This is a genomic window from Microbacterium sp. 22296, from assembly GCF_052045385.1.
Taxonomy (GTDB): domain Bacteria; phylum Actinomycetota; class Actinomycetes; order Actinomycetales; family Microbacteriaceae; genus Microbacterium.
Window position 1 is genome coordinate 274,790 of record NZ_JBQEOS010000001.1, and the last position, 26,492, is coordinate 301,281.

The following is a 26,492-nucleotide window of genomic DNA, read 5'->3' on the forward strand; positions in this document are numbered from 1 at the left end:
CTAGCGTGAGGCGAGGATTCGACTGGGCGGGAAGGCGGGTGGCATGCATCTGAAAAGCGTGACGCTCAAGGGCTTCAAGTCCTTCGCCCAGTCGACGACCTTCGCGCTCGAACCCGGTGTGACCTGCATCGTCGGGCCGAACGGTTCGGGTAAGTCCAACGTCGTCGACGCGCTCGCGTGGGTCATGGGGGAGCAGGGCGCCAAGACCCTGCGCGGCGGGAAGATGGAAGACGTCATCTTCGCCGGGACGTCGACCCGCGGCCCGCTCGGGCGCGCCGAGGTGCAGCTCACGATCGACAACGGCGACGGTGCGCTGCCGATCGACTACAGCGAGGTCACCATCAGCCGGACGCTGTTCCGCACCGGCGCCAGCGAGTACGCCATCAACGGTCAGACCTGCCGCCTGCTCGACGTGCAGGAGCTGCTGAGCGATTCCGGCCTCGGTCGCGAGATGCACGTCATCATCGGTCAGGGCCGGCTCGACACGGTGCTGCAGGCGACCGCCGAGGACCGCCGCGGCTTCATCGAAGAAGCCGCGGGGATTCTCAAGCACCGGCGCCGCAAAGAGAAGACCGTGCGCAAGCTCGAGGCGATGGAGACCAATCTCACCCGCCTCAGCGATCTCGCGGGCGAGTTGCGTCGACAGCTCAAGCCCCTCGGCAAGCAGGCCGAGATCGCGCGGGAGGCCGCGACCATCGCCGCCGTCGTCCGGGATGCGAAGGCGCGCCTGTACGCCGACGACCTCGTGCGGCTGCGCGCGCAGCTCGCCGACGCCGCCCGCGCCGAGAGCGAGCGGCACACCGAGCGCCTCGGGCTGCAGGAACAGGCCGACGGTCTTCGTCGCCGCGTCGAACGACTCGAGAACGATCAGCGGTCGGAAGCCGTCGACCGCGCGCGCAGCGTCTCATTCGGTCTCGAACAGGTGCAGGAGCGCCTGCGGGGCCTGTACTCCTTGGCCGGTCAACGTCTCACCCTGCTGACGGACGACGGCTCCGAGGCCGCAGGCTTCGCGCCGACCGTGTCGCAGAGCACCATCGACGACGTCCGGGCGGAGATCGACGACATCGCGGCCGGCCTCGGCGACGCGCAGGATGCCGCGGCCGAGGCGGCTCGTGCCGTCGCGCGCGCACGGGCCGACCTCGATGCCCTCGACGTCGACATCGCCGCACAGAGCGCCCTCGTCTCGGAGCACGACCTGAAGCTCCAGGCGCTCCGCGGCACGGCGGATGCCGCGAACTCCGCCCTCGCGGCGGTCCGGGCCGGTGTCGACCGGCAGCAGCGTGCGCTGGATGCGGCCCTGACCCGTCGGGCCGAAACCGAGCACGCCCTCGCCGAGCTCGACCCCGACGTCGTGCCCGAGGCATCCACCGCCGAGCACGCCGCAGCCTACGATCGGGCGCAGCGAGACGCGAACGACCTCGAATCCACGGTCGCCGGTCTGCGTGAGCGCCTCCATGCGGCCGAGCGCGAGCGCGACGCCCTCGGCGCGCAGACGACCGCGCTCGGCCGCGCTCTCGACCTTCGCAACGCCGCCGCCGAGCTGCTCGCCGCCGGCGGGCGGGGCGTTCGCGGCCTCGTGGGCGATGACGTCAAGGTCACGGCGGGATACGAGGCCGCGATCGCCGCGGCCCTGGGCTCGCTCGCCGAGGGACTGCTCGTCGACGATGCGGCGACGGCCTTCGCCGCGGCACGTGACGCGCACGAGGGCGATCTCGGCGTGGTCGAGATCGTCATCGCCGACGCTGCCCCGCCGGACGTCGCCCCGGCGGACCTGGCGACCGTGGTGGCGGGGGCCGTTCCGGCGATCGACGTGGTGGTCGCATCACCAGGGGTGCTCGGCATCCTGAGGCGTACGGTGATCGTCGAGGATCTCGCGGCCCTCCGCGAGGCGCAGGCGTCTCTGCCCCCCGACGTCACCGTCGTCACCCGAGCCGGAGAGGTCGCCACGTCCCGTACGCTCCGTGCGGGTTCGGGGTCGGGGCGGTCGCGGCTGGAGCTCGCCGCCGAGCGCGACGCCGCAGCCGCACGGCTCGATGAGATCGTCGTCATCGCGGACTCCCTGCGCGAGGCCCTCACCGACGAGCAGCGCGCGCTCACCGACGCCCGCCACCGCACCAAAGAGGCCCTGTCGACGTTGCGCGCCCACGATGCCGCGCTGGCGGCCCACGCCGAGAGGGTCAATCGCGTCACGGTGCGGCACGAGGCGGCCGTCGCGGAATGCGACCGCCTCGCCGCGGGCCTCGCGCAGACCGAGACGGCGGTCGCCGAGGCCGAGCACGCCGCTCGTCGTGCCGCCGACGCGCTCGAGCGCGCGTTGGAGGCACCGCGCCCTCTGCTCGACGCCTCCGCGCGCGAGGGTATGGCCGCAGACGTCGACGCCGCGCGCGAGACGGAGATGCGGGCACGTCTGGACATCGAGGCGCTGAAGGAACGCGTGCGAGCGGGCGAGGCGCGCATCGTCCAGCTCGAGCAGCAGCGCGAGCGCGAGCGCGCGGCCGCGGAAGAGGCCGCGCGTCGCGCGGTGGTCCGGCGCGCGCAGCGCGAGGTCGCCGCCGAGGTCGCCGGTCACCTCCCCGCGCTGCTGGACTCGGTCGACCGCTCGGTCAGCCAGGCGCGCGTCGAGCTCGCGGCGGCGGAGTCCGCGCGCACCGCGATCACCGAAGAACTCGTCCGCGCTCGCGCCGACGAAGCCGCCGTGCGGGAGCGTCTCGCGCGCCTCACAGAGAGTGTGCACGGCCTCGAACTGCAGATGCACGAGAAGAGGTTGCACGTCACGAGCCTGCTGGAGCGCGTACAGTCCGAGCTCGCGCTCGACGAAGACGTGCTCGTCGCCGAATACGGCCCCGATCAGCTCGTTCCCGTCGACCGGGAGGGGGACGGCGACCCGTTCGACCGCGTGGCTCAGAAGCGCCGGCTCCAGGATGCCGAGCGGAAGCTGTCGCAGCTGGGCCGGGTCAATCCGCTCGCGCTGGAGGAGTTCGCGGCCCTCGAGCAGCGGCACGCCTTCCTCACCGAGCAGCTCGCCGACCTCCAGCAGACCCGCGCCGACCTCCAGACGATCATCGCCGACCTCGACGAACGCATGCAGACGATCTTCGTCGCCGCGTTCGAGGACACGCGCGTCGCCTTCACCGAGATCTTCCCCATCCTCTTCCCGGGGGGTTCGGGCAGTATCTCGCTCACCGACCCCGAGTCGCCGTTGACCACCGGCATCGAGGTCGCCGTGCGTCCGGTCGGCAAGAAGATCGAGCGGTTGTCGCTCCTCTCGGGCGGTGAGCGGTCGCTGGCGGCGGTGGCGTTCCTGACGTCCATCTTCACCGCGCGGCCGAGCCCGTTCTACATCCTCGACGAGGTCGAAGCGGCCCTCGACGACGCCAATCTCGGACGCCTCCTCGGCGTGTTCGAGAAGCTGCGCGCCAGCAGTCAGCTCATCGTCATCACCCACCAGAAGCGCACGATGGAGATCGCCGACGCGCTGTACGGGGTGTCGATGCGTCAGGACGGGGTGTCCGCCGTGGTCGGACAGCGCGTGGGGGATCGTGCGGCCGTCCGCGCCGCCGCCCCGGTCGAGGCCGCGGCCGTAAGCTGAAGCAATGGCTGAGAACTCCTGGTCGTTGGGCCGCGCGCTGCGCGGGTTGTTCGTCAAGCCCACGATCGACGAGACGACGTGGGACGATCTCGAGACGGCGTTGCTCACCGCCGACTTCGGCCCCGACGTCACCGAGCGCCTCATCGACGAGTTGCGCGAGAAGGTGGAGCGCTTCCGCACCACCGATCCGCGCGACCTGCAGCGGATGCTCCGCGAGACGCTCGAGGAGCACTTCGCGAAGTTCGACACCACGCTGCGTCTCACCGAGCGTCCCGCGGTCGTGCTCGTCGTCGGCGTCAACGGTGTGGGCAAGACGACCACGATCGGCAAGTTCGCGAAGTTCCTCCAGCGCTACGGCCGCACGGTCGTCGTCGGCGCGGCCGACACGTTCCGCGCCGCGGCGGTCGACCAGCTCGCGACGTGGGCCGAGCGCGGGGGAGCGACGATCGTGCGCCCGCAGCACGAGGGTCAGGACCCGGCATCCGTCGCCTTCCAGACCGTCGCCCACGCCAAGGAGACCGCGACCGAGATCGTCCTGATCGACACCGCAGGGCGTCTGCACACCAAGGGCGGCCTGATGGACGAGCTGGGCAAGATCAAGCGCGTGATCGAGAAGCAGGCGCCCATCAGCGAGGTGCTCCTCGTGCTGGATGCGACGACCGGGCAGAACGGTCTCATGCAGGCGCAGGCCTTCCTCGACAGCGCGGGGGTCACGGGCCTCGTGCTCACCAAGCTCGACGGGTCGGCCAAGGGCGGCTTCGTGCTCGCCGTGCAGGAACTCACCGGCATCCCGGTGAAGCTCCTCGGGCAGGGCGAGGGCATCGGCGACCTGACGGGCTTCACGCCGCACGTGTTCGCGGCCTCGCTCGTCGACTGAGCGCGGTCTCGCTCCTCCCGGGGTGCGAGCGCGCTCCGGAACGCGTGCGCGGTCGGCCTCGCGAATCGATGCCCATACCGCACCGCGAGCCGCGGGCGGGTCGTCTTCCCGAAGACCGGGCGGACTGCTTACATGGACCCATGGCCATCGAGCACGACTTCTTCGGACTCCTCGAATCCGGCCCCGACGGGTCGATCTTCTGGAGTGAGAACGTGGAGTTCGGCGACCAGAGCGTCACCGTCGATCTCACGGCGCCCGATCAGGACGACGTGTCCGTGGAGGCCCTCGACGTCGCGGCATCCATGGTCTCGTCGCTCGAGTCCATCGACCTCGCCGCCCGCAACGCCATGGTCAACGAGTTGGACTCCCGCACCAGTGAGGTGACCGAGTACATCCTTCAGCAGCAGGCGACGCTCGGCGAGGAACTCGAAGACCTGCTCACGGACGTGAGCGGCGACACGCACATCGACGTCATCAAAGCCCTGCAGCTGATGAGCATGACCATCCTGGCCGACGAGCACGGGGGCGCCGATCCGTTCGCGGTGCTGGAGTACGCTCTCGATCCGGATGCCACCGACGACGTGCTGCTGGTCAACCTCGCCTCCGACGGTCACGTGCAGTCGGTCACGAGCGCCGACTGAGCGCGCGTAACCTCCTGCCGCATCCGTCTCGTCGACTCCGCCCCGGAAACGCGGGCGTGAAGCGGCTCACACCGCCTGGGCGAAACCGGCGTCCGCGTCGACGATGTCCTTGGCCAGGTGGGCGAGGTGCGGCGGGATCTGCTGCCCCTTTGACACCATCGACTGCGCCCATAGGCGCCCGGCGCGGTAGGACGAGCGCACCAGGGGACCGGCGAGCACGCCGAGGAACCCGATGCGCTCGGCTTCCTCTTTGAACTCGACGAACTCCGCGGGCTTCACCCAGCGCTGCACGGGCAGATGGCGGGGCGTGGGGCGCAGGTACTGCGTGATCGTGATGATGTCGGTGCCCGCGGCGCGCAGGTCTTCGAGGGCCTGGACCACCTCTTCGGGCTCTTCGCCCATCCCGAGGATGAGGTTCGACTTGGTGATGAGACCGGCATCGCGGGCCGCGCTCAGGACGCCGAGGGACCGCTCGTAGCGGAAGGCCGGGCGGATGCGCTTGAAGATGCGCGGCACCGTCTCGACGTTGTGCGCGAACACCTCGGGTCGCGACGAGAACACCTCTTCGAGCAGTGCCGGGTTGCCGGAGAAGTCGGTTGCGAGGATCTCCACGCCCGTGCCGGGGTTCTCGGCATGGATGCGCCGCACCGTCTCGGCGTGGAGCCACGCGCCCTCGTCGGGCAGGTCGTCGCGGGCGACGCCGGTGACGGTGGCGTAGCGCAACTGCATCCGGGTGACGCTCTCGGCGACGCGACGCGGTTCGTCGGTGTCGTAGTCCGCGGGCTTGCCCGTGTCGATCTGGCAGAAGTCGCACCGGCGCGTGCACTGCGAGCCGCCGATGAGGAAGGTCGCCTCGCGGTCCTCCCAGCACTCGAAGATGTTCGGGCAGCCGGCCTCTTGGCAGACCGTGTGCAGGTCCTCGGTCTTCACCAGATTCTGCAGGGCGGTGTACTCGGGGCCCATCTTGGCCTTGGTCTTGATCCATTCGGGCTTGCGCTCGATGGGCGTCTCGGCGTTGCGCACCTCGAGGCGCAGCAGCTTCCGTCCGTTCGGAGCGGTGGATGCCGCTGCCCCGGTGTTACCGGTCCCGCAGGCGCTCACGCGGCCACCGCCGCGTACTCGGCACGGAAGACGCGCTCGATCGCGGGAATGAGGTCGGCGGGGCAGACGTCGGCGCCGACCACCTCGCTGACGGTCGTGACCCCGGCATCCGTGATCCCGCAGGGGACGATATGCCGGAACCCGGCGAGCGAGTTGTCGCAGTTGACGGCGAATCCGTGCATCGTCACGCCTTTCTCGACGCGCACACCGATGGCCGCGACCTTGTCCACGCCGAGGGGGCGCTGCACCCAGACGCCGCTGCGACCGTCGACCCGGAAGCCGTGGACACCGTGCGCGCACAGCGCGTCGATGAGCAGTGCCTCGAGCCGGCGGACGTGCGCGACGACGTCGATCGGTTCGGGCAGCCGGAGGATCGGGTAGCCGACGAGCTGACCGGGGCCGTGCCACGTGATCTTGCCGCCGCGGTCCACATCGATGACGGGGGTTCCATCGTCGGGTCGCTCATGCGCCTCGGTGCGTTTGCCGGCGGTGTAGACGGCCTCGTGCTCGAGCAGGAGCAACGTGTCGGGCCGCTCGTGAGCGACGACGTCGGCATGGATGCGACGCTGGTGGGCCCACCCGTCGAGGTAGGGCACGTACGACGGAGCGAGGCCCGCCTGGTGGATGTCGATCATCGACCGCCTCCGATGTTGGATTGCGTCCAACAATACACGCAGGCGACCCGTCTAGTCTGAGTCGGTGACCCCCGAACCGCGCAGCGGACGCCCGCGCGCCTCCTCGCGCGAGGTGCTCTCGGAGGCGGCGTGCGAGTTGTTCCTCGAGCAGGGCTACGACGCCACCAGCGTCTCCGACATCACACGCCGCGCGGGGGTGAGTCGCTCGAGCTTCTTCAACTACTTCGCGGCGAAGAGCGATGTGCTCTGGTCGGGTTTCGACGAACAGGTCGCCGCAGGCGTGGCGCTCCTCCACGATGGCGCCGACATCGTCGCCGCGCTGGCGACGATCGGCCGCGGACTGACGCCCGACGCCCTCGCCCTGGCGATCACCAACGCCGACGCCATGGGCATCGCCGCGGAGCTCGACCGTGATCGCGCCGTGCGGCAGTTCCGTTTGCAGCAGCACGTCGCTGCCCGTCTCGCGCGAGAGGGGATGCCGCGACTGCTCGCCGAGGTCCGCGCGGGCGCGCTGGCGGCCGCCGTGCTGGCGGCGGTGTGGTCGTGGGCGGACCGTACCGCGACGGGGCGACCCCTCGACGAGGTGCTCGCCGAGGCGCTCGCCCTCGTGTGACGCGCCGCGCTCGCCCCTCTGGCGTCGTGCGTGCGCCTCTCGGCACGGTGCCGGGTCGCTGTTGCGCGAGGTCGGTGATTCGCGTGAGGTCAGTGGCATCCGGGGTCGTCGGGCTGAGCTCGCGCGGATCGCTGAGGTTGTGCCGCGCGACCCGGCCGGAACGACGGCAGCGGTCGCCGCGGAGCCCGCGTAAACTCGACACATCATGGCGACTTTCGGCACCCTCTCCGACCGGCTCACAGAGACCTTCCGCAACCTCCGGAAGAAGGGCCAGCTCACGCCCGCCGACGTCGACGGGACGGTGCGCGAGATCCGCCGCGCCCTCCTCGACGCCGACGTCGCCCTTCCCGTGGTCAAGGAGTTCACCGCCGCCATCCGTGAGCGCGCGCTCGGTGACGAGGTCAACCGTGCCCTCAACCCCGCGCAGCAGGTCGTGCAGATCGTCAACGACGAGCTGATCGGCATCCTGGGTGGTCAGCAGCGACGTCTGCAGTTCGCCAAGAACCCTCCCACCGTCATCATGCTCGCGGGCCTGCAGGGCTCCGGAAAGACGACCTTCGCGGGCAAGCTCGCGAAGATGCTCGAGAAAGACGGGCACACGCCGCTCCTGGTCGCGTGCGACCTCCAGCGCCCCAACGCCGTGAACCAGCTGCAGGTCGTCGCCGAGCGTGCCGGAGCGACGATCTACGCCCCCGAGCCCGGCAATGGCGTCGGCGACCCCGTCAAGGTCGCGCGCGACGGGGTCGCGCACGCCACGCGCCATCAGCACGACATCGTCATCATCGACACCGCCGGCCGTCTCGGCGTCGACGCCGAGCTGATGAAGCAGGCCTCCGACATCCGAAAGGCGACGCAGCCCGACGAGGTGCTGTTCGTCATCGACGCGATGATCGGTCAAGACGCGGTGAACACGGCGAAGGCCTTCCAGGACGGCGTCGACTTCACCGGCGTCGTGCTGTCGAAGCTCGACGGCGACGCCCGCGGTGGCGCCGCGCTCTCGGTCGCCTCGGTCACCGGTCGCCCCATCATCTTCGCCTCGACCGGTGAGGGGCTCGACGACGTCGAGCCGTTCCACCCCGACCGCATGGCATCCCGCATCCTCGACCTCGGTGACATCCTCACGCTGATCGAGCAGGCGCAGTCGGCGTTCGACGAGGCCGAGGCCATGGCGGTCGCCGAGAAGCTCGCGACCGAGACGTTCACGCTCGAGGACTTCCTGCAGCAGATGCAGCAGATGAAGAAGATGGGCTCCATGAAGAAGATGCTCGGGATGCTCCCGGGCATGGGCAACATGAAGCAGCAGCTCGAAGACTTCGACGAGCGCGAGATCGACCGGACCGAGGCGATCATCCGCTCGATGACCCTCGTCGAGCGACGCAACCCCAAGATCCTCAACGGCTCACGGCGCCTGCGCATCGCGCGGGGCTCGGGAATGACCGTCACCGACGTCAACCAGCTGGTGCAGCGTTTCGATCAGGCCGCCAAGATGATGAAGACCGTCGCCCGCGGCGGTGTGCCCAACATCCCCGGCATGGGTCCGGTCGGCGGCAAGCCCGGCGCGTCGTCGAAGCGCGGGAAGCAGCAGAAGGCGAAGGGATCGCGCTCCGGCAATCCGGCCAAGCGCGCGGCCGAGAACGCCGGTATCGCCGCGGCGGCACCCGCAACGGGTTCGGGCTTCGGCCTGGGCGGCCAGGCGGCGCCGAGCGAGGCCGACCTCGCCGAGCTGCAGAAGATGCTGGGCCGGGGCTGACCCCGCTGCACGGAGCTCGGACTCAGGGCAGCACGGAGGCGTCGCGCAGGGCCGACGCCACCGTTTCTTCGATCGCCCGCTGTCCGCCGGCGGTCGGGTGCACGTCGTCGCTCTGCATCCATTCGGGGTGTCCGACCAGCGGCTGACCGATGTCGATATAGGTGCCGCCGACCGTCTCCACCGCGTCGCGCAGCGCGTCGGAGGTGACCGCGGTGTCGTCGGGCACCTCGGGATCATCGCTCCAGATGGTGCTGAGGCCGACGATGAGCGCATCGGGCGCGGCGTCGTGCAGGCGCTGGACGGTGTCGGCGGTCTCGAACCGGATCTCGTCCGCGTCCTGCCAGAAATCGTTGCTGGACGACTCCACGACGATGAGATCGGGCTGCAGGGCGGCCACCGCGGGCACGAGTCCGGCGTACGGCGTTCCGCAATCGCCCTCCACCACGAAGCCCATACCGGGGCACGCGAGGTTGACGAGCGAGAGGTGGGTCCGCTGGGCGAGAAGCCGCGGCCACGCGTCCCGCGCCGTGAGGCCGAAGCCCGACATCACCGAGTCGCCGAGGGTGACCACTCGCTCGGAGGGGGTGGCGCTCGACGACGGTACGGGGGAGGGGGATGCCGCGAGCCGCGCGGGCGCGAATCGCGGGGTGGCGGAGACGGTGGTGACGGCGGTGACGGGCTCACCCGCGCAGCCCGCGAGCAGGACCACGACCGCAGCGGAGAGGGCCGCCAGCGAGACGGCCGGAGCGCTGCGTCCGGAGAACATGACGCGATCCTACGAGCGGGCGCCTATGAGCCGGCGTCGAAAGACGACTCAGACCCGCAGCGCGGCCAGGTGCTCGCGCAGCGTCGGGCCGCCGCGGAACTCGCGGATCAGGTGCTGTACGACCTCGCGCAGGTCGCCGTCGGCGGCTTCGGCCACCGCGATCTGACGCGCCGAGCTCCCGCCGGTGGCGAGGATGGTCTCGAGGCTGGCGAACTCCCTCGCGCACTTCAGCTCCAGCGCGATGTCGGCGAGCTCCTCCATCGTCTCGCGCAGGTGCTCCACCACCGGGCGCTGCGTCCCCGAGCGATCCACGATCACCCGGGCGTCCAGGCCGTAGCGGGCGGCGCGCCACTTGTTCTCGCGGGCGTACCAGGGCGGGATGCCGGGCAGCTCCCGCCCCTCGTCGAGGAGACGCGAGAAATGCTCGACGAGGGTCTGAGCGAGAGCGGCGACCGCCGCGAGCTCGGGGAGGGTCGACATGCCGTCGCACGCCCGGATCTCCACCGTGCCCCACCTCGGCGCCGGACGGATGTCCCAGCGCACTTCGCTGGCATCCGCCATCACGCCCGTGCGCACCATGTCGTCGAGGTAGTCCTCGAACGCTTCCCAGTTCGCGAGCTGCCACGGCAGGCCCGCGGTGGGGAGCTGCTGGAACACGAGCGCGCGGTTCGACGCATAGCCGGTGCGTTCACCCGCCCAGAACGGACTCGAGGCCGACAGCGCCTGCAGGTGGGGGAGGTAGACGTTCAGGGCGTTGACGATCGGCATCACCTTCTCGACGTCGTCGACGCCGATGTGCACGTGGATGCCCCAGATCATCATGTTGCGCCCCCACCACTGGGTGCGTTCGATGAGCGTGTGGTAGCGCGTCTTGTCGGTGACCCGCTGGTCGAACCACTGCGCGAACGGGTGACTGCCGGCGCACAGGATCTCGACCCCGCGCGGCTCGGTCTGTTCGCGCAGGGCGCCGATGGCATCCGCGATGTCATCGACCGCCTCGGCGACGGTGTGCCCGACGCCGCTGGTGACCTCGACGGTGTTCGTCAGCAGTTCGCCGGTGACGGTGAAACGCTCGAGCGCGGTCTTGTCCTCGAGATGGTCGAGGATCTCGGGAGCGCGGGGGACGAGATCGCCCGTCTCGCGATCGGCGAGCATGAGCTCCCACTCCAGACCCACGGACGAACGCGTCGATGCAGCGAACGGCAGCCTCATGCGGCCCAGTCTGACACGGTGCTCTCGTGGGGGGACGCTCCGCTACTCTGCGCGACGTACCGTGTCGTTTCGCGTCGCCTGTCACGGCAAGGCGAAAGGATCTGGCAGAATAGAGGGTCGGACCCACCACTCGACCCTCTATCCAGTGGCGGTCCCCCCTTTTGAGCTTCCGCCGGGTGTGCACCCCACTCTCCAGGCGTTCGGTTCGTTCGTTTTCATCATCAGGAGTCATCGTGGCTGTCAAGATCCGTCTCAAGCGCCTCGGAAAGATCCGCGCGCCCTACTACCGCATCGTCGTCGCCGACTCGCGCACCAAGCGCGATGGTCGTGTCATCGAGGAGATCGGCAAGTACCACCCGACCGAGGAGCCCTCGTTCATCGAGGTCGACTCTGAGCGGGCGCAGTACTGGCTGTCGGTCGGCGCGCAGCCCACCGAACAGGTCGCCGCCATCCTCAAGCTCACGGGCGACTGGGGCAAGTTCAAGGGCGACAAGGACGCCGTCTCCACCGTCAAGGTGCGCGAGCCCAAGGCCGCGTTCGAGGCCGACGCCTCGAAGAAGTCGGTTGTGAAGCCCAAGGCCGAGAAGAAGGCCGAAGCCCCCGCGGAGGCGCCCGCTGAGGACGCCGCCGAGACCTCGGCAGAGTAATCCTCGTGCTGTCTGCCGCGCTCGAACACGTCGTCAAGGGGATCGTCGATCACCCCGACGCCGTGACCATCCGTTCCAGCACCTCTCCTCGCGGAGACGTGCTGGAGGTTCGCGTGCACCCCGATGACCGGGGTCGCGTGATCGGGCGCGGCGGACGCACCGCCAAGGCGCTGCGTACGCTCATCACCGCTCTCGCCGACGGTCGCCGCGTGCGCGTCGACGTCGCCGACGACTGATGGCGACCGGCGACGTGGCGGGCTTCCAGCCTGCCAACACCCAGCTCCGCGTCGGACGCCTCGTCAAGGCCCACGGCCTCAAGGGCGCGTTCAAGCTCGAGCTGTACACCGATGACCCCGACGGTCGTTTCGTGGCGGGCAGCTCGTTCACCCTGCAGGTTCCCGAATCCTCGCCCTGGCACGGCCGCCAGCTGACGGTCCGCGAGTTCCGCTGGATGAACTCGCACCCCGTCGTGTTCTTCGAGGGCGTCGACGACCGCACGTCGGCCGAGGCCCTCGTGAAGGCGATCCTCTGGATCGACCAGGACACCGAGGCCGCCCCGACCGAAGAAGACGCCTGGTACGACCACCAGTTGGTCGGTCTCGACGTCGTGCGCGACGGCGCCGTCATCGGGCGGGTCGCGCGGGTCGATCACTTCCCCGCGCAAGACCTTCTCATCGTGCGCCCCTCCGGTGAAGACCGCGAGGTACTCGTGCCCTTCGTGAGCGCCATCGTGCCCGAGGTCGACATCGCCGGAGGCCGGGTCGTGGTGACCCCGCCCGCGGGCCTCTTCGAAGAGCTGCCGGCCGAGGCCGACGACGAGCCCGAGCCCACCGGCATCACCGACACGTCCGACGACGAGGGCGGTGCGCCATCTGATGATGAGGCGGAGTCCCTCGACGAAGCCGCTTCATCCGACGACGCCGAGTCCGCCGACGCAGAGTCCGTCGACGCCGAGTCCGCCGACGCAGAGTCCGTCGACGCCGAGTCCGCCGACGCAGACTCCCGCACCCGCGAGGACTGACGTGCGCATCGACGTCGTGTCGATCTTCCCCACGATCTTCGATGCCCTCGAGGTGTCGCTCCTCGGGAAGGCGCGGCAGAGCGGTCTGCTCGACGTGCACATCCACGACCTCCGCGATCACACGCACGATCGTCATCGCACCGTCGACGACACGCCGTATGGCGGGGGCGCCGGCATGGTGATGAAACCCGGACCGTGGGGTGAGGCGCTCGACGCCGTGACCCGCGATGCCGTCGAGCGCCCGGTGATCGTCTTCCCCTCGCCCGCCGGTGAGCGCTTCACCCAAGCCACCGCCCGCGAGCTCTCGACCGCTCCCCACCTCGTGTTCGGTTGCGGACGCTACGAGGGCATCGATGAGCGTGTGTTCGACTACGCCGCCGAGCTGGGCGACGTCCGCCTCCTCAGCCTCGGCGACTACGTCCTCAACGGGGGAGAGGTCGCCGTCATGGCGATGGTCGAGGCGATCGGCCGGCTCATCCCGGGCGTCGTCGGCAATCCCGAGAGCCTCGTCGAAGAGTCGCACGAAGACGGCCTGCTGGAGTACCCGTCGTTCACCAAGCCCGCCGTGTGGCGCGAGCGCGAGGTGCCGCCGGTGCTGCTGAGCGGCAACCACGGCGCGGTGGCGACGTGGCGCCGCGAGCAGCAGCTCGTTCGCACGCGCGAGCGCCGGCCCGACCTGCTGCCCGACTGACGCGCCCGGGTTTCTCCCTCTCCGCGGCATCCGGAGCTCGGGGCGGGGGTGTGCGAGGCGTCGATCTCGCGGATCGGTGGATCGCTCGCGGTTTTCCGTGCGGATGCAGCGAGAAACAGGCGTCGTTCCCCGGGCGGGCGGCAGCGGCCGGGGCGGACGTCTCGGATGCCGTGACCGCGGGGCCGTGGCATCCGGAGACCGTCGCGCGAACTCCCGGGGCGTCCGTCAGTCGACGCCCAGGAACGACCGGTCCGTGAGCACGATCGGCCCGTCCGGCGTGATCGCGACGGTGTGCTCGGAGTGGGAGCCCCGCGATCCGTCGGCGCTGCGCAGCGTCCAGCCGTCGGGGTCGGTGACCAGTTCGTCGGTCGTGTGCAGGAACCACGGCTCGAGCGCGACGACCAGGCCGGCCCGCAGGGGGTAGCCGCGCCCGGCCTTGCCGTCGTTGGCGACGTGCGGGTCGCCGTGCATGGTGCGGCCGACGCCGTGCCCGCCGAAGTCGGTGTTGATCGAGAGTCCCTCGGCGTGGGCGACGGTGGCGATGGCGGCGGAGATGTCGCCGATCTTGTTGCCGACCGTCGCGTGGTCGATGGCGGCGGCGAGAGCTCGCTGCGTCGTGTCGATGAGCGCGAGGTCTTCGTCGCGTGCGGTGCCGACCACGAATGAGACGGCGGAGTCCGCGACCCACCCGTCGACGGAGGCGGCGAAGTCGAGCGAGACGAGGTCGCCGTCGCGCAGCACGTAGTCGTGGGGGAGACCGTGCAGGACCGCGTCGTTGATCGAGGTGCACAGCACCTTGCCGAAGGGGCTCGCGCCGAACGACGGGTGGTAGTCGATGTAACAGGACTCGGCACCGGCCTTGCGGATCATGTCGTGCGCGCGGCGGTCGAGATGCAGCAGGTTGGTGCCGACTTTCGTCTCATCGCGGAGCGTCGCCAGCACCTCCGCAACGAAGCGCCCCGCGGGTCGCATCGCATCGATTTCGGCCGGCGTACGCAGTTCGATCATGGGTGAATCCTCTCGTGGAACCTCCATTCTCGCCGACGGATACCGGATGCCGTGGTGCCGCTGCGCCAGGGGATTCTCAAAGGCGCCGCACATCGACGCGCTCTAGCATCGGCTCATGGTGCTGCGCCGTCTGTTCCTCCGCTGGTTGTTCCCGGCCGCCTTCGTCCTGCCGCTGTGGCTCTTCGTCGGCTGGATCGTGTTCTCGGGTGGCAGCGGATGGGCCTTGCTGTGGTTGTTCGTGGCCGTGCCGGCGGTGTTCGTCTCCCAGTTGCTGCTGTCACTGGTGATCCGCGCCCGAGCGAGCGTCCGCGAGACACGTGCCGTGTCGTGGCGCGATCTCGCGGGCCTCGGCGTCTGGCACCTCGTGATCATCGCGCTCGGCCTGTTCGACTCGCGGGTGTTCTTCCCCCTGCTCGTCCTGTCGATCGTCGGTGCTCTGCTGCTGTTCTGGTCGTCGCTCGCGCAGCTGTGGAACGAGGCACGCGGCGTGGTGACGGTGCTGCACACCACCGACGGGACGGCCTACATCCCTCCGGCAGCCGATCGGACACCGTCGCCGGTGGCCGGCGAGGTCATCGTCGTCCCGGAGAACCGGCGCGCCGACTGACCACGAGACGGGCCGGCCGTTTTGGCAGGGTGGCTCCGGCGTGGCAGAATAGTCGATTGTGCCCTGACCGGCTCTGCCTCAGGGGAGTCACGTCGCATCCGCGGCCTCGGGCACGCCTCATCCTTTTCCCCTTTATCGTGCGATCGACCTGTGGCGGTCGCAGGAAGTGACGATCATGCAGATCCTCGACTCCGTCGACGCGGCCTCGCTCCGCTCCGACATCCCCACCTTCGGCCCCGGCGACACCGTCAAGGTGCACGTCAACATCACCGAGGGCAACCGCTCGCGTATCCAGGTCTTCCAGGGCGTCGTCATCGGCCGCTCGGGCGACGGCGTGCGCGAGACCTTCTGCGTCCGCAAGGTCAGCTTCCAGGTCGGCGTCGAGCGCACCTTCCCGGTCCACAGCCCCGTGATCGACCACATCGAGGTCGTGACCCGCGGTGACGTGCGTCGTGCGAAGCTCTACTACCTCCGCAGCCTCCGCGGCAAGAAGGCCAAGATCAAGGAGAAGCGCGACCGCTGAGTCCGCTCTCTCGAACGCCCCGTGGGTTCACCCGCGGGGCGTTCGGCGTTTTCGCGGGCGACACGGTCATCGCGCGGCATCCGGGTGTGCGACCCTGGTCTGTGCGGTTCGGTCGGCGTGCGACGAACCCGGTGAAGGAACACATGAGCGACCAGACCGCCTCGACCCCGGATGCCACGGACACGGCCGCTCCCGCGCGGCGTCGCCGCGGATGGGGGGCATTCTTCCGCGACCTGATCGTCATCATCGTGATCGCGCTGCTGGTGTCGTTCCTCGTCAAGACGTTCGTCGTGCGGTCGTTCTACATCCCGTCGGCGTCGATGGAGAACACGCTCCTCATCAAGGACCGCATCCTCGTCGACGAGCTGACTCCCCGCTTCGGGGAGTACTCCCGCGGAGACATCGTGGTCTTCCGCGACCCGGGCGGTTGGCTCCCCTCCCGGCCCGTCGAGGAGCGTTCCCCCGTCGTCGAGGGAGCCGATTGGATTCTCTCGCTGTTCGGCCTCTCGGCTCCCGACAGCGACGACCATCTCATCAAGCGCGTCATCGGCACCGGGGGCGATCACGTGGTGTGCTGCAACGCGTTGGGGCAGACGACCGTCAACGGCGTCCCCATCGACGAGAGCTACGTGCGCCTCGCCCCGGGGGCGACGTCGCCCGAACCGGTGCCGTACGACGTGACCGTGCCGGAGGGGTCGCTCTGGGTGTTGGGCGACAACCGCAACAGCTCGCGCGACTCGCGTTTCAACCAGGATCAGCCAAACCAGGGCTTCGTGCCCGTCGACAACGTGGTGGGCCGCGCGTTCCTCATCACGTGGCCGTTCACGCGCTTCGGCCTCATCGACTTCCATCACGAGGTGTTCGCGGGGGTTCCCGCGCCGGGCGCGCAGTGATCGACCCCACCCTGACCCTCGAGCGTCGCGTGCTGAAAGAGCACGCGATTGTCATCGCGTGCGACGAGGTCGGCCGCGGTGCGCTGGCCGGGCCGGTGGCGGTCGGTGCGGCGGTGATCGACCCGGCGCGCTCCCGCAAACGGGTGCCCCTGGGCCTGCGGGACTCCAAGCTCGTACCCGAGGCGCGCCGCCCCGAGGTGGCCGCCCGCGCCGCGGCGTTCGTGCAGCACAGCGCCGTGGGGTGGGCGAGCTCCGTCGAGATCGACGAGATCGGCATCATCCGAGCGCTCGGTCTCGCCGCCGTCCGGGCCATCGCGGACCTCCGCGCGCACGGCGTGGTGCCCGAAGAGGCGCTGGTAATCCTCGACGGCAACCACGACTACATCACCCCCGCGGGGGAGTCGGGTCTGACGGTGAGGCCGGTGATCAAGGCCGACCGCGATTGCGCGAGCGCCGCCGCGGCATCCGTGATCGCCAAGGTCGCGCGCGACGCGCTGATGACGGGGTTGCACGACGACCTCCCCGCCTACGGGTGGGCGCGCAACAAGGGCTATGCCAGCATCGACCACCGCGACGCGATCACCGCGCACGGCATGAGCGTGCATCACCGTCACTCCTGGGCGATCGCGGCTGCGCCGACACTGTTCTGATCGGGTGACCGCGGCGCTGGCCGACAGCCGGGCGGGCTCGTCGCCCGTGTCCGCCGGGGACGCGCCCGGGCGAGCGACCCCATGCTGCCCGGGTCGTGGTGCGCGCCTAGGATGGAAAGACCATGGATGACGACGTCTTCGAGGATTACGACCGCGAACTCGAGCTGGCCCTGTACCGCGAGTACCGCGATGTCGTGCGCCAGTTCACCTACGTGATCGAGACCGAGCGTCGGTTCTATCTCGCGAACGACGTCAACGTGGTGCGCCGCGACACCGAGCACGACTTCTACTTCGAGATCTCGATGACCGACGTGTGGGTGTGGGACATCTACCGGGCCGATCGTTTCGTGAAGTCGGTGCGGGTGCTCACGTTCAAGGACGTGAACGTCGAAGAGCTCTCGCGGCACGACTTCCAGCTGCCCGACGAACTGTCGCTCGACAACTGAGGCTCCTCCCCAGGGCGCGTCTCTCCCCGCTCTCCACGGATGAGCCCGGTCGGCCCGCGAGCCGGGGGATCCGGATGCCACGCTCTCGGGCATGGCAGCGAAAGACGACCTCGGCCGAGCCGGGGAAGACCGTGCCGTCTCCTACCTGACAGGCGACGGGTACCGCATCATCGCGCGCAATTGGCGGTGCACTCAGGGCGAGATCGACATCATCGCCGAGCGCGACGACACCCTCGTCGTCGTGGAGGTGAAGACCCGACGCAGCGAAGACTACGGGCACCCGTTCGAGGCGATCGACAAGCGCAAGGCGACGCGGCTCTGGCGGCTGGCGATGGCGTGGCTCGCGGCGCACCCCGATCTCGCGCGAGGTCGGCGGCTCCGGGTCGACGCGATCGGGCTGATCGGCGGCGATCCGTCGACGGCCCGCCTCGAGCACCTCGAGGACGCCCTGTGACCGTCGCGCGCACGTGGGCGGTGGCGTTGTCCGGCCTGCGTGGCGACCTCGTCGAGGTGGAGGCGGACGTCTCGTCGCAGACGCCTGAGTTCTCGATCATCGGCCTGCCCGACAAGGCGCTCGGCGAAGCGGGGCGACGCGTACGAAACGCCTGCACGAACCGCGGACTCGATCTGCCCAAGCGGCGCATAACGGTCAACCTGTCGCCGGCCAGTCTTCCGAAACGCGGGTCCGGCTTCGACGTGGCGATCGCGGTCGCCGCTCTGGCGACGTCCGTGGAAATGGACGCCGCACGCGTCGCGACGACCGTCCACGTCGGTGAGCTGGGTCTCGACGGACGGCTGCGTCCGGTCCCCGGCGTCCTGCCGTCGGTCATCGCGGCGCAGCGAGCGGGGCACCGCAGGATCGTCGTGCCGACTGCGAATGCCGCCGAGGCACGGCTCGTCGATGGCGTCGAGGTGTTCGCGGCCGCCTGCCTCGCCGAGGTCGTGCGGTGGCACGGAGGGAGCAGCGATGCCGCCGAGCTCGTCGCCGTGGAGGCGTCGACGAACGCCGCTCTCGACGAGAATCCGCTCGATCTCGCCGATGTCGTCGGGCAGCCCGAGGCGGTCGACGCTCTGATCGTCGCGGCCGCGGGTGGTCACCACCTGCTCATGAGCGGGCCGCCGGGCGCGGGCAAGACGATGCTCGCGCGTCGGCTCCCCGGCATCCTCCCGCCTCTCGACGACGAGGCGGCCCTGTCGGTCGCCTCGGTCCGATCGCTCGCGGGCGACACCGTGACGCGGCTCTCGCGTACTCCGCCCTTCGAGAGTCCGCATCACGGCGCGACGACGGCCGCGCTCATCGGCGGCGGATCCGGCGTCGTCCGCCCGGGGGCGATCGCTCGCGCCAGCGAGGGCGTGCTGTTCCTCGACGAGGGTGGGGAGTTCCCCGCTTCCGTGCTCGACGCGCTGCGGCAGCCGCTCGAGAGCGGCACGATCCAGGTGCACCGATCGGGTATCGCCGCGACGTATCCCGCGCGATTCCAGCTGGTCGTCGCGACGAATCCGTGTCCGTGCGGCCAGTACGGCGTCCCCGGGGGTGTGTGCGAGTGCCCGCCGCAGGCGATCCGCCGCTACACCCGGCGCCTGTCGGGCCCGCTTCTGGATCGCATCGACATCGACCTGCGACTGCATCGTGTGTCGTCGGCCCGCCAGGAAGGCTCGGCGCGCGTCGTCAGTTCCGCTGAGGCGCGGGGCCGGGTCGCCGAGGCGAGGGCACGTGCCGCGCGCCGGTGGTCATCGACGGCGTGGCGTCGAAATGCCGACGTGCCCGGCACCTGGTTGAGGGGTCCGGCAGCTCCGCCGCCGGAGGTGCTCCGGCCTCTCGACACGGCCCTTCGCCGTGGGTCTTTGACGCTCCGCGGTTACGACCGTCTGCTGCGCGTCGCCTGGACCGTTGCCGACCTCGCGGGCCACGACGGGCTCCGGCTCGACGACGTCGGACGAGCGCTCTACCTCCGGCAGGGGGCGGTCGCGTGATCCCGATCGATGAGGCCGCGGCGAGAACGGCGGTGCGGGGGCTGCGCGGTGAGGAGCAGACGTCCGCCGAAGATGCGTACGCGAGGGCCGTGTGGAGCGTGCTCGTCGAGCCGGGCGACGGCGTGGCCGGGGCGCTGGTGGCCGAGCACGGGGCGATCGAGGCTCTGCACCGGATCGACGATTCCACCGATCCCGAGGTGCGCCGGGCGCGAGCACGCTGGGTGCCGCGGGGGCAGCCGGGCGCCGTCGACGCGGTGCTCGACGCCGCCCGGCGGTGCGGGGCGTCCCTCGTCGTGCCCGGAGATGCGGCGTGGCCCGCGCGTCTCGACGACCTCGGCCCCCACGCGCCACTCGCGCTCTGGCGACGTGGCGTGGCGGCGGATGCCGAACACCCCGCCGTCGCCCTGGTGGGCGCCCGCGCATCGACGGCCTACGGCGAGGGTGTGGCGGCCGATCTGGCGGCAGACCTGGCGACAGCGGGTGTCGCGGTGGTCTCGGGTGCGGCCTACGGCATCGATGGCGCCTGCCATCGAGCCGCCCTGTCCGCGGGCGGAGCGACAGTCGCTTTCCTCGCCGGGGGCGTCGATCGTCCCTACCCTCGCGGTCACGAGGCCCTCCTCTCTCGAATCGCCGCCACGGGGGCCGTGTGGAGCGAAACACCGTGCGGAGCCGCGCCCACGAAATGGCGCTTCCTGAGCAGGAACCGCCTCATCGCCGCGATGTCCGACGCGGTCGTCGTGGTCGAGGCGGGCTGGCGAAGCGGTTCGTTGAACACGGCTGCCCACGCGGCGACCCTCGGGCGACCGCTCGGCGCTGTCCCGGGGCCGGTGACCAGTGCCGCCTCGGCGGGATGCCACCGCGTGCTGCGGGAATACGACGGCGTGTGCGTGACCTCGGCGGCTGATGTGCTCGAGATGCTCGGCGCCGGGGGGCCGCCTCCGCCGGCATCCGAGCAGACGCGGACCGACGCCACCACTCGCCTACTCGACGCCCTGTCGCCCCGCACGGGACGCTCATCCGACGACGTCGCGCGCCGCAGCGGGCTCGCGCCCGACGAGGCGGCCATCTTGCTGGGCTTCGCCGAGCTGGAAGGTCGGGTGGTCCGCGACGACGACGGCGCGTGGCGGACCGTCGCGCGAGACACCGCCGGAAGACGACGAACGGGGTGAGGGTGTGCTCCACCGTGGGCGGTGCATCGGCCGGTTCTTGTCGCGGGGCCGCGGCGCGTGGGAGACGTATCCGAGCGCCCCCGGGGCATTGTGGACGAATGCGTACGTCGGAGGTCGTCGAGGGTTACCTGACCCACATTGCCGACGTGCGGCGCCTGTCGCCCGCGACGGTCCGCGCCTACCGGGCGGATCTCGCCGACCTCGTCCGGGCTGTGGGCGACCGCGACATCACTCGCGTCGAGGTCGATGATCTTCGCGAGTGGCAGTGGCAGGCGACGAAAACCGGGCAGGCCAAGGCGACGTCCGCCCGACGGACCTCGACGGTACGGGGGATGTTCGGGTGGGCCGTGGAACAGGGGCTGGTGCCGGCCGATCCCTCGCAGCGCATGGTCTCACCCAAGCGCGGGCGCACCCTGCCGACCGTGGCGACCGCCGACGCGCTCGACGACGTGCTCTCGGTCGCCGCCGCGGCCGCGGAGAGCGGGGACGCGATCGCGTTGCGCGACCATGCGATCCTCGAGGCGCTGTACGGTTCGGGCGCCCGGGTATCGGAGATCTGCGGACTCGACACCGGCGACATCGACCACGAACGGCGGACCCTTCAGCTGCGCGGGAAGGGCGACAAGGAGCGAGTCGTGCCGTTCGGTCTCCCGGCGGAGCGCGCTCTGCAGGCGTATCTCGTGCGCGGTCGTCCCGTGCTCGTGGCGCGTCGACAGGCGGCCCTGCACGATGACCGCGCGGGCGAGACAGCATCGCAACCCCGGCGGCTCCCGGCGACCGGTGACGAGCGCGCGGTGTTCCTGGGGGCGAAAGGGGCCCGACTGGGTCCGCGGGCCGTCCACACGCTCGTGTCGCGGACGGTCGCGCCGCTCGTCGGCACCGACGTGCTCGGGCCTCACGCCCTTCGCCACTCGGCCGCGACGCACCTGCTCGACGGGGGAGCCGACCTGCGGGCCGTCCAGGAGATCCTCGGGCACGCGAGCCTCGGCACCACGCAGATCTACACGCACGTCTCGGCGGAACGCCTGCGCGAGGCCTACCGGCTGGCGCACCCGCGCGCCTGACGCTCAGCCATCCCACCCCCTTCCCGGGCGGCCCGTGCGTTCGACACCGGTCGCCGGACGCGCAGCCACCGCCGCCCGCGCGGTCAGTAGCCCCTGCGCCTGACGCTCAGCCGCGCCCGCCTCTCGTGCGGCTGGTCTCCCTGCGCACGAGACGTGCTGCCATCACCCTCCTGTGCGGCCGGCACGCCCGCGCGCGCGACTCGCCCGTTGGCCGAGGATGCCCGCTCGGTCACCTCACCCGCGGGATCTCACCGACCGAATCGCTCCCGAACGACCCACCCCACCGCGCCGATCGGTCGGGGGAGCCGTCCCCCTGGTGAGCGCCTCGGTCCCGGCCTACCGTGAGGTCATGCACAGGCGCCTCCTCGCACTCTCCGGTGCGGTCGCCCTCACCACCCTTCTGGCCGGGTGCATCTTCGTCGGCGCCCCGCGCTCGGCCGAGTCGCGTCCGCCGTCGATCCCCGACGGGCAGGTCGCCCAGACCACCGCCCCGTCGGCGACGGAGACCCCACTCCCTCCTCCACCCGTGGCATCCTCGCCGTCCGATGCCGTCGCTCTCGACTGCGGCGACGGAGGCAGTCAGCTCGTCTCGGGCGCCGATCAGTCGTTCCTCGTCACGGGCACCTGCGTAGAGCTGACCGTCACCGGCTCCGAGCTCGCGGTCGACGCGTCCGCGGCCGGCGTGGGAGCCCTCCGCATCACGGGTGACCGGATCCGCGTGCACATCGCCGGCGCCGACGAGGTGCGCGTCGAGGGAGACGACGGTGAGGTGACTTCGGCGGCCGGTATCGCACGCATCGAGATCGTCGGCGACCGCACGACCACCGAGGCGGTGACGGGCATTCCCTCGGTCACCGTCCGCGGACACGACAACGTCGTCCGTTCCGGAGGCGGGGTCGGTTCGGCGGTCGTGTCGGGCAGCGGCAACACGATCCGCTGAGAAGCTCGCGCGGTCGTCGGCACCTCGGCCCGTGCGGGGTATCTCCCGCGGTCTCCGGCACCCTGGTCGTCGGCACCCCCTCCTGTGTGCGCGGCACCTCGCGCGGTCGCCGACGCCCCGTCCCGGGCGGGGCTCGACGGGTCGCGGGAGTCAGCAGCACGGCAGCAGCACCGCCCGAGGTACGCCGCCGAGCAACCGCATCGGGTTGATGTACTCCCCGTCCCGGCGCACCCCGAAGTGCAGGGTCCCCGGCGCGGTGTGTCCGCCCACCGCGAGCCGGCCGACCGGTGCCGCCCGCGCGACGACGTCTCCGACGGCGAGATCGGATGCCACGGGCTCGAGCGTCGTCACCAGCCCGCCGCCGTGATCTATGGTCAGCACCGGGCGACCGGCCACCTCGCCCGCGAACGCCACATATCCGTCGGTGGGGGAGCGGACGACCTCACCGGACGCGAGATCGATCCCCCGGTGGCCAGGGCCGTACTCGTGGGCCGGGGCCTCGTACGCGCGGACGACCTGCACGCGCTCCACCGGCCAGACCCATCCGAGACCCGCAAGCGGATCGGGCAACGCGAGCAGGAGCGTCGCGAGCGCCGCAAGGGAACGAAGAGATGCCGTGATCATCGGGGCAGTCTGTCGCGCGCGGGTTCGGTGGCGCGCGGCCCCGACACGGCCGGGGGACCGGCACACGGTGGGGAGGAAGGGTCCTGTATGCTGGGGGATGCATCCCGCATGTCGGGATGACTCCGCGTGCCCATTGCGCACCGTGTCGTTCTCGCGAACGACGCACCGCGCGGCATCCACACCCCATGGTCCTCCGCTTCGGCGGGTGGCGGGTGTGCGCCGGGCACCAGGCTCGTCAGACGAACCGCCTGACGCGAATAACCGTAACCACGGCGCGCAAGCGCCCAGAAACAGGAGTACGACCATGGCCGTCGTCACCATCCGCCAGCTGCTCGACAGCGGCGTTCACTTCGGACACCAGACCCGCCGGTGGAACCCGAAGGTGAAGCGCTTCATCCTCACCGAGCGCTCCGGCATCCACATCATCGACCTGCAGCAGTCGCTGGGCTACATCGACAAGGCGTACGAGTTCGTCAAGGAGACCGTCGCGCACGGTGGCACGATCCTCTTCGTCGGCACCAAGAAGCAGGCTCAGGAAGTCCTCGCCGAGCAGGCGACCCGCGTGGGCCAGCCCTACGTCAACCAGCGCTGGCTCGGTGGCCTCCTCACCAACTTCCAGACGGTGTCCAAGCGCCTCGCCCGCATGAAGGAGCTCGAGGAGCTCGACTACGAGAACCCGGCCGAGAGCGGCTTCACCAAGAAGGAGCTGCTGCTCAAGAAGCGCGAGCTCGACAAGCTGCACAAGTCGCTCGGTGGAATCCGCAACCTGCAGAAGACCCCGTCGGCCATCTGGGTCGTCGACGCCAAGCGCGAGCACCTCGCGATCGACGAGGCCAAGAAGCTCGGCATCCCCGTGATCGGCATCCTCGACACGAACGCCGACCCCGACGAGTTCCAGTACCCGATCCCCGGCAACGACGACGCGATCCGCTCGGTGAGCCTGCTCACGCGCATCATCGCCGACGCCGCCGCCGAGGGCCTCATCCAGCGACACCAGCCCGCCGGTGAGGACGAGGCCGCCGAGCCCCTCGCCGAGTGGGAGCGCGAGCTGCTCGAGACGCCCGCCGAGACGAACGCCGAGACCACCGAGGCTGCAACGGAGTCGCCCGCCGACGACGCCGCCGCCGAGGCTCACGACGAGACCGTCGCCGCCGAGTCGGACGAGGCCACCACCGAGGTCGCCGACGCCGAGGCCACCGACAGCAAGTAAGCCGCGCGACGCCCGGTTCACCATCGCGTGAACGGCGCGTCACCCGCACAGGCTACGATCCGGCGGGGTCGTGACCGCCCCCCTCGCATGAGGGAGGTGACACGACCCCGCCGGGCTCACATCGAGAACAAAAACGACAAGGAGACCGCCACACCATGGCAAACTTCACGATCGCCGACATCAAGGCGCTGCGCGAGCAGCTCGGCACCGGCATGGTCGACACCAAGAAGGCGCTCGAAGAGGCTGACGGCGACGTCGAGAAGGCCGTCGAGATCCTGCGCCTCAAGGGTGCGAAGGGCAACGCCAAGCGCGCCGACCGTTCCACGAGCGAGGGCCTCGTCGCCGCTCGCGAGACCAACGGTTCCGTGACGCTTCTCGAACTCGCCTGCGAGACCGACTTCGTCGCCAAGAACGACCGGTTCATCGCTCTGGCCGACAAGGTCGTCGACGCGGCCGCCGCCGCGGGCGCCGACTCGGTCGAGACGGCCCTGGCCGCCGACGCCGACGGCAAGACCGTCGAGCAGCTCATCTCCGACGAGGCCGCCATCATCGGCGAGAAGGTCGAACTGCGTCGCGTGCGCACGATCTCGGGCGACAAGTTCGAGGTGTACCTGCACAAGACCAGCAAGGACCTGCCCCCGCAGGTCGGTGTGGTCCTCGCTTACACCGGTGACGACGCCGAGACCGCTCGCTCCATCGCGCAGCACATCTCGTTCGCGAACCCCTCGTACCTCACCCGTGACGCCGTGCCCGAGGCCGACGTCGACAAGGAGCGCGAGATCGTCACCGAGATCTCCCGCAACGAGGGCAAGCCCGAGGCCGCGCTGCCGAAGATCGTCGAGGGTCGCGTGAACGCGTTCTTCAAGCAGGTCTCGCTGCTCGACCAGGACTACGCGAAGGACAACAAGCTGTCCGTCGCGAAGGTCGCGTCCGACGCCGGTCTCACCCTGACCGACTTCGCCCGCTTCAAGGTCGGCGCGTAACTCGCGCATGACAGGGCCCGGGATGCCACGGCATCCCGGGCCTTTTTCCTGCCCGGGCTTCCGCCCGACCGCTGCGGACGCGCGTCGGAAACGTGCGCGGGATAGTTTGTTCAAGACGAGAGGACACCACACGTGATCGATGAGGCCAGCAAGCGCCGCCGAGTTCTGCTGAAGCTGTCGGGGGAGGCGTTCGGGGGCGGCCAGTTGGGCGTGAACCCGGATGTCGTGAGTCAGATCGCCCGTGAGATCGCCCAGGCCGTCGACCGGGTCGAGATCGCGATCGTGGTCGGTGGAGGCAACTTCTTCCGCGGCGCCGAGCTCAGCCAGCGCGGCATGGACCGCGGACGAGCCGACTACATGGGAATGCTCGGCACGGTGATGAATGCCCTCGCCCTGCAGGACTTCCTCGAGCAGGCCGGAGCCGCCACGCGCGTGCAGTCGGCCATCTCGATGACGCAGGTCGCCGAGCCCTACATCCCGCGTCGCGCCGTGCGCCACCTCGAGAAGGGCCGCGTCGTCATCTTCGGCGCCGGCGCAGGACTGCCGTACTTCTCGACCGACACCGTCGCCGCCCAGCGCGCGCTCGAGATCGGAGCGACCGAGGTGCTCGTCGCCAAGAACGGTGTCGACGGCGTCTACACCGCCGACCCGCGCACCGATGACTCCGCCACGAAGCTCGACCACATCACCTACCGCGACGCCCTGCAGAAGGGACTGAAGGTCGTGGACTCCACCGCGTTCAGCCTCTGCATGGACAACGGCATCGACATGCGCGTGTTCGGCATGGAGCCCGGCAACGTCACCGACGCGCTGCTGGGCGAGACGATGGGAACGCTCGTCACCGCGTGACGCGCCGCG

Annotated in this window: 27 protein-coding genes and 1 pseudogene; 22 read left to right on the forward strand and 6 right to left on the reverse strand. The window is 70.3% G+C overall.

Features of this window, described 5'->3' with window-relative positions; genetic code table 11:
- Positions 1-43 precede the first annotated feature (43 nt).
- From smc to ACTJJP_RS01325, 3 genes are all read left to right on the forward strand, one after another.
- Complete coding sequence (gene smc / locus ACTJJP_RS01315) at positions 44-3,589, forward strand: chromosome segregation protein SMC (protein ID WP_440773254.1); 3,546 nt, start codon at positions 44-46, stop codon at positions 3,587-3,589.
- Positions 3,590-3,593: 4 nt separating this feature from the next.
- Complete coding sequence (gene ftsY, locus ACTJJP_RS01320; RefSeq protein WP_055954091.1) at positions 3,594-4,466, forward strand: signal recognition particle-docking protein FtsY; 873 nt, start codon at positions 3,594-3,596, stop codon at positions 4,464-4,466.
- A 140-nt stretch (positions 4,467-4,606) separates the two neighbouring features.
- Positions 4,607-5,107, forward strand: a complete 501-nt coding sequence (locus tag ACTJJP_RS01325; RefSeq protein WP_440773255.1) for a DUF2004 domain-containing protein — start codon at positions 4,607-4,609, stop codon at positions 5,105-5,107.
- A 66-nt stretch (positions 5,108-5,173) separates the two neighbouring features.
- Here the strand turns inward: ACTJJP_RS01325 and lipA are convergent, their stop codons facing one another.
- Both lipA and lipB read right to left on the reverse strand, forming a co-directional pair.
- Positions 5,174-6,208, reverse strand: coding sequence for a lipoyl synthase (lipA, locus tag ACTJJP_RS01330; protein WP_440773256.1), 1,035 nt, complete (start codon positions 6,206-6,208; stop codon positions 5,174-5,176).
- Positions 6,205-6,843: a lipoyl(octanoyl) transferase LipB gene (gene lipB / locus ACTJJP_RS01335; protein WP_440773257.1), complete on the reverse strand. Its 639-nt coding sequence runs from the start codon at positions 6,841-6,843 to the stop codon at positions 6,205-6,207. The genes lipA and lipB overlap by 4 nt, the downstream gene beginning before the upstream one ends.
- A gap of 64 nt (positions 6,844-6,907) precedes the next feature.
- Between lipB and ACTJJP_RS01340 the strand changes: the two genes are divergently transcribed.
- Both ACTJJP_RS01340 and ffh read left to right on the forward strand, forming a co-directional pair.
- Complete coding sequence (locus ACTJJP_RS01340; protein WP_440773258.1) at positions 6,908-7,456, forward strand: TetR/AcrR family transcriptional regulator; 549 nt, start codon at positions 6,908-6,910, stop codon at positions 7,454-7,456.
- Positions 7,457-7,661: 205 nt separating this feature from the next.
- Complete coding sequence (ffh, locus tag ACTJJP_RS01345; RefSeq protein WP_440773259.1) at positions 7,662-9,206, forward strand: signal recognition particle protein; 1,545 nt, start codon at positions 7,662-7,664, stop codon at positions 9,204-9,206.
- A gap of 22 nt (positions 9,207-9,228) precedes the next feature.
- Here the strand turns inward: ffh and ACTJJP_RS01350 are convergent, their stop codons facing one another.
- Together ACTJJP_RS01350 and ACTJJP_RS01355 are read right to left on the reverse strand one after the other, a co-directional pair.
- Positions 9,229-9,972, reverse strand: coding sequence for an SGNH/GDSL hydrolase family protein (locus ACTJJP_RS01350; RefSeq protein ID WP_440773260.1), 744 nt, complete (start codon positions 9,970-9,972; stop codon positions 9,229-9,231).
- Between the two features lie 48 nt (positions 9,973-10,020).
- Positions 10,021-11,184 (reverse strand): glutamate--cysteine ligase, encoded by a 1,164-nt coding sequence (locus ACTJJP_RS01355; RefSeq protein WP_440773261.1) that lies wholly within the window; start codon positions 11,182-11,184, stop codon positions 10,021-10,023.
- A gap of 233 nt (positions 11,185-11,417) precedes the next feature.
- Between ACTJJP_RS01355 and rpsP the strand changes: the two genes are divergently transcribed.
- The 4 genes and pseudogenes from rpsP (at position 11,418) to trmD (ending at position 13,543) form a co-directional block, all read left to right on the forward strand.
- The gene (gene rpsP / locus ACTJJP_RS01360) at positions 11,418-11,831 is read left to right on the forward strand and encodes a 30S ribosomal protein S16 (RefSeq protein ID WP_115917985.1); all 414 of its coding nucleotides are present in this window, start codon (positions 11,418-11,420) and stop codon (positions 11,829-11,831) included.
- Between the two features lie 5 nt (positions 11,832-11,836).
- Positions 11,837-12,067 (forward strand): RNA-binding protein, encoded by a 231-nt coding sequence (locus ACTJJP_RS01365; protein WP_058231430.1) that lies wholly within the window; start codon positions 11,837-11,839, stop codon positions 12,065-12,067.
- Positions 12,067-12,708: pseudogene (gene rimM, locus ACTJJP_RS01370) on the forward strand (ribosome maturation factor RimM); the annotation flags it as partial. The gene ACTJJP_RS01365 and the pseudogene rimM, both read left to right, overlap by 1 nt.
- Before the next feature lie 145 nt (positions 12,709-12,853).
- A complete protein-coding gene (trmD, locus tag ACTJJP_RS01375) occupies positions 12,854-13,543 on the forward strand; it encodes a tRNA (guanosine(37)-N1)-methyltransferase TrmD (RefSeq protein WP_440773262.1) in 690 nt (229 codons plus the stop codon).
- Between the two features lie 225 nt (positions 13,544-13,768).
- Here trmD and map read toward each other — a convergent pair whose 3' ends face one another.
- Positions 13,769-14,551, reverse strand: coding sequence for a type I methionyl aminopeptidase (map, locus tag ACTJJP_RS01380; protein WP_440773263.1), 783 nt, complete (start codon positions 14,549-14,551; stop codon positions 13,769-13,771).
- 115 nt (positions 14,552-14,666) lie between these two features.
- Here map and ACTJJP_RS01385 point away from each other — a divergent pair, with 115 nt between their 5' ends.
- The 10 genes from ACTJJP_RS01385 to ACTJJP_RS01430 all read left to right on the forward strand — a co-directional run bounded on the left by ACTJJP_RS01385 (position 14,667) and on the right by ACTJJP_RS01430 (position 22,817).
- Positions 14,667-15,158 carry an MFS transporter permease gene (locus ACTJJP_RS01385; RefSeq protein WP_440773264.1) on the forward strand — a complete coding sequence of 164 codons (492 nt, stop codon included), beginning with the start codon at positions 14,667-14,669 and terminating at the stop codon, positions 15,156-15,158.
- A gap of 175 nt (positions 15,159-15,333) precedes the next feature.
- Positions 15,334-15,681, forward strand: coding sequence for a 50S ribosomal protein L19 (gene rplS, locus ACTJJP_RS01390; protein ID WP_267787110.1), 348 nt, complete (start codon positions 15,334-15,336; stop codon positions 15,679-15,681).
- Between the two features lie 143 nt (positions 15,682-15,824).
- On the forward strand, positions 15,825-16,574 hold the full coding sequence (gene lepB, locus ACTJJP_RS01395) for a signal peptidase I (protein ID WP_440773265.1): 750 nt from the start codon (positions 15,825-15,827) through the stop codon (positions 16,572-16,574).
- Positions 16,571-17,224 (forward strand): ribonuclease HII, encoded by a 654-nt coding sequence (locus tag ACTJJP_RS01400; RefSeq protein WP_440773266.1) that lies wholly within the window; start codon positions 16,571-16,573, stop codon positions 17,222-17,224. The genes lepB and ACTJJP_RS01400 overlap by 4 nt, the downstream gene beginning before the upstream one ends.
- 122 nt (positions 17,225-17,346) lie before the next feature.
- A complete protein-coding gene (locus ACTJJP_RS01405; RefSeq protein ID WP_055836674.1) occupies positions 17,347-17,670 on the forward strand; it encodes a DUF2469 family protein in 324 nt (107 codons plus the stop codon).
- Positions 17,671-17,761: 91 nt separating this feature from the next.
- Positions 17,762-18,124: a YraN family protein gene (locus tag ACTJJP_RS01410; RefSeq protein ID WP_440773267.1), complete on the forward strand. Its 363-nt coding sequence runs from the start codon at positions 17,762-17,764 to the stop codon at positions 18,122-18,124.
- Positions 18,121-19,644: a YifB family Mg chelatase-like AAA ATPase gene (locus ACTJJP_RS01415; RefSeq protein ID WP_440773268.1), complete on the forward strand. Its 1,524-nt coding sequence runs from the start codon at positions 18,121-18,123 to the stop codon at positions 19,642-19,644. Before ACTJJP_RS01410 ends, ACTJJP_RS01415 begins: the two co-directional genes overlap by 4 nt.
- Positions 19,641-20,813 carry a DNA-processing protein DprA gene (gene dprA / locus ACTJJP_RS01420; RefSeq protein ID WP_440773269.1) on the forward strand — a complete coding sequence of 391 codons (1,173 nt, stop codon included), beginning with the start codon at positions 19,641-19,643 and terminating at the stop codon, positions 20,811-20,813. Before ACTJJP_RS01415 ends, dprA begins: the two co-directional genes overlap by 4 nt.
- Before the next feature lie 98 nt (positions 20,814-20,911).
- Positions 20,912-21,877: a tyrosine recombinase XerC gene (locus ACTJJP_RS01425; RefSeq protein ID WP_440773270.1), complete on the forward strand. Its 966-nt coding sequence runs from the start codon at positions 20,912-20,914 to the stop codon at positions 21,875-21,877.
- Between the two features lie 349 nt (positions 21,878-22,226).
- The gene (locus ACTJJP_RS01430) at positions 22,227-22,817 is read left to right on the forward strand and encodes a hypothetical protein (protein ID WP_440773271.1); all 591 of its coding nucleotides are present in this window, start codon (positions 22,227-22,229) and stop codon (positions 22,815-22,817) included.
- A gap of 150 nt (positions 22,818-22,967) precedes the next feature.
- On the opposite strand, the gene ACTJJP_RS01435 is transcribed toward ACTJJP_RS01430, so the two are convergent.
- Entirely contained in the window at positions 22,968-23,441 is a 474-nt protein-coding gene (locus ACTJJP_RS01435; protein ID WP_440773272.1) for a murein hydrolase activator EnvC family protein, read from the reverse strand.
- Positions 23,442-23,745: 304 nt separating this feature from the next.
- Between ACTJJP_RS01435 and rpsB the strand changes: the two genes are divergently transcribed.
- The 3 genes from rpsB (at position 23,746) to pyrH (ending at position 26,483) form a co-directional block, all read left to right on the forward strand.
- Positions 23,746-24,651: a 30S ribosomal protein S2 gene (gene rpsB, locus ACTJJP_RS01440; protein WP_440773273.1), complete on the forward strand. Its 906-nt coding sequence runs from the start codon at positions 23,746-23,748 to the stop codon at positions 24,649-24,651.
- Positions 24,652-24,806: 155 nt separating this feature from the next.
- Positions 24,807-25,634, forward strand: coding sequence for a translation elongation factor Ts (tsf, locus tag ACTJJP_RS01445; protein WP_440773274.1), 828 nt, complete (start codon positions 24,807-24,809; stop codon positions 25,632-25,634).
- 132 nt (positions 25,635-25,766) lie between these two features.
- Positions 25,767-26,483 carry a UMP kinase gene (gene pyrH / locus ACTJJP_RS01450; RefSeq protein WP_440773275.1) on the forward strand — a complete coding sequence of 239 codons (717 nt, stop codon included), beginning with the start codon at positions 25,767-25,769 and terminating at the stop codon, positions 26,481-26,483.
- Positions 26,484-26,492 lie beyond the last annotated feature (9 nt).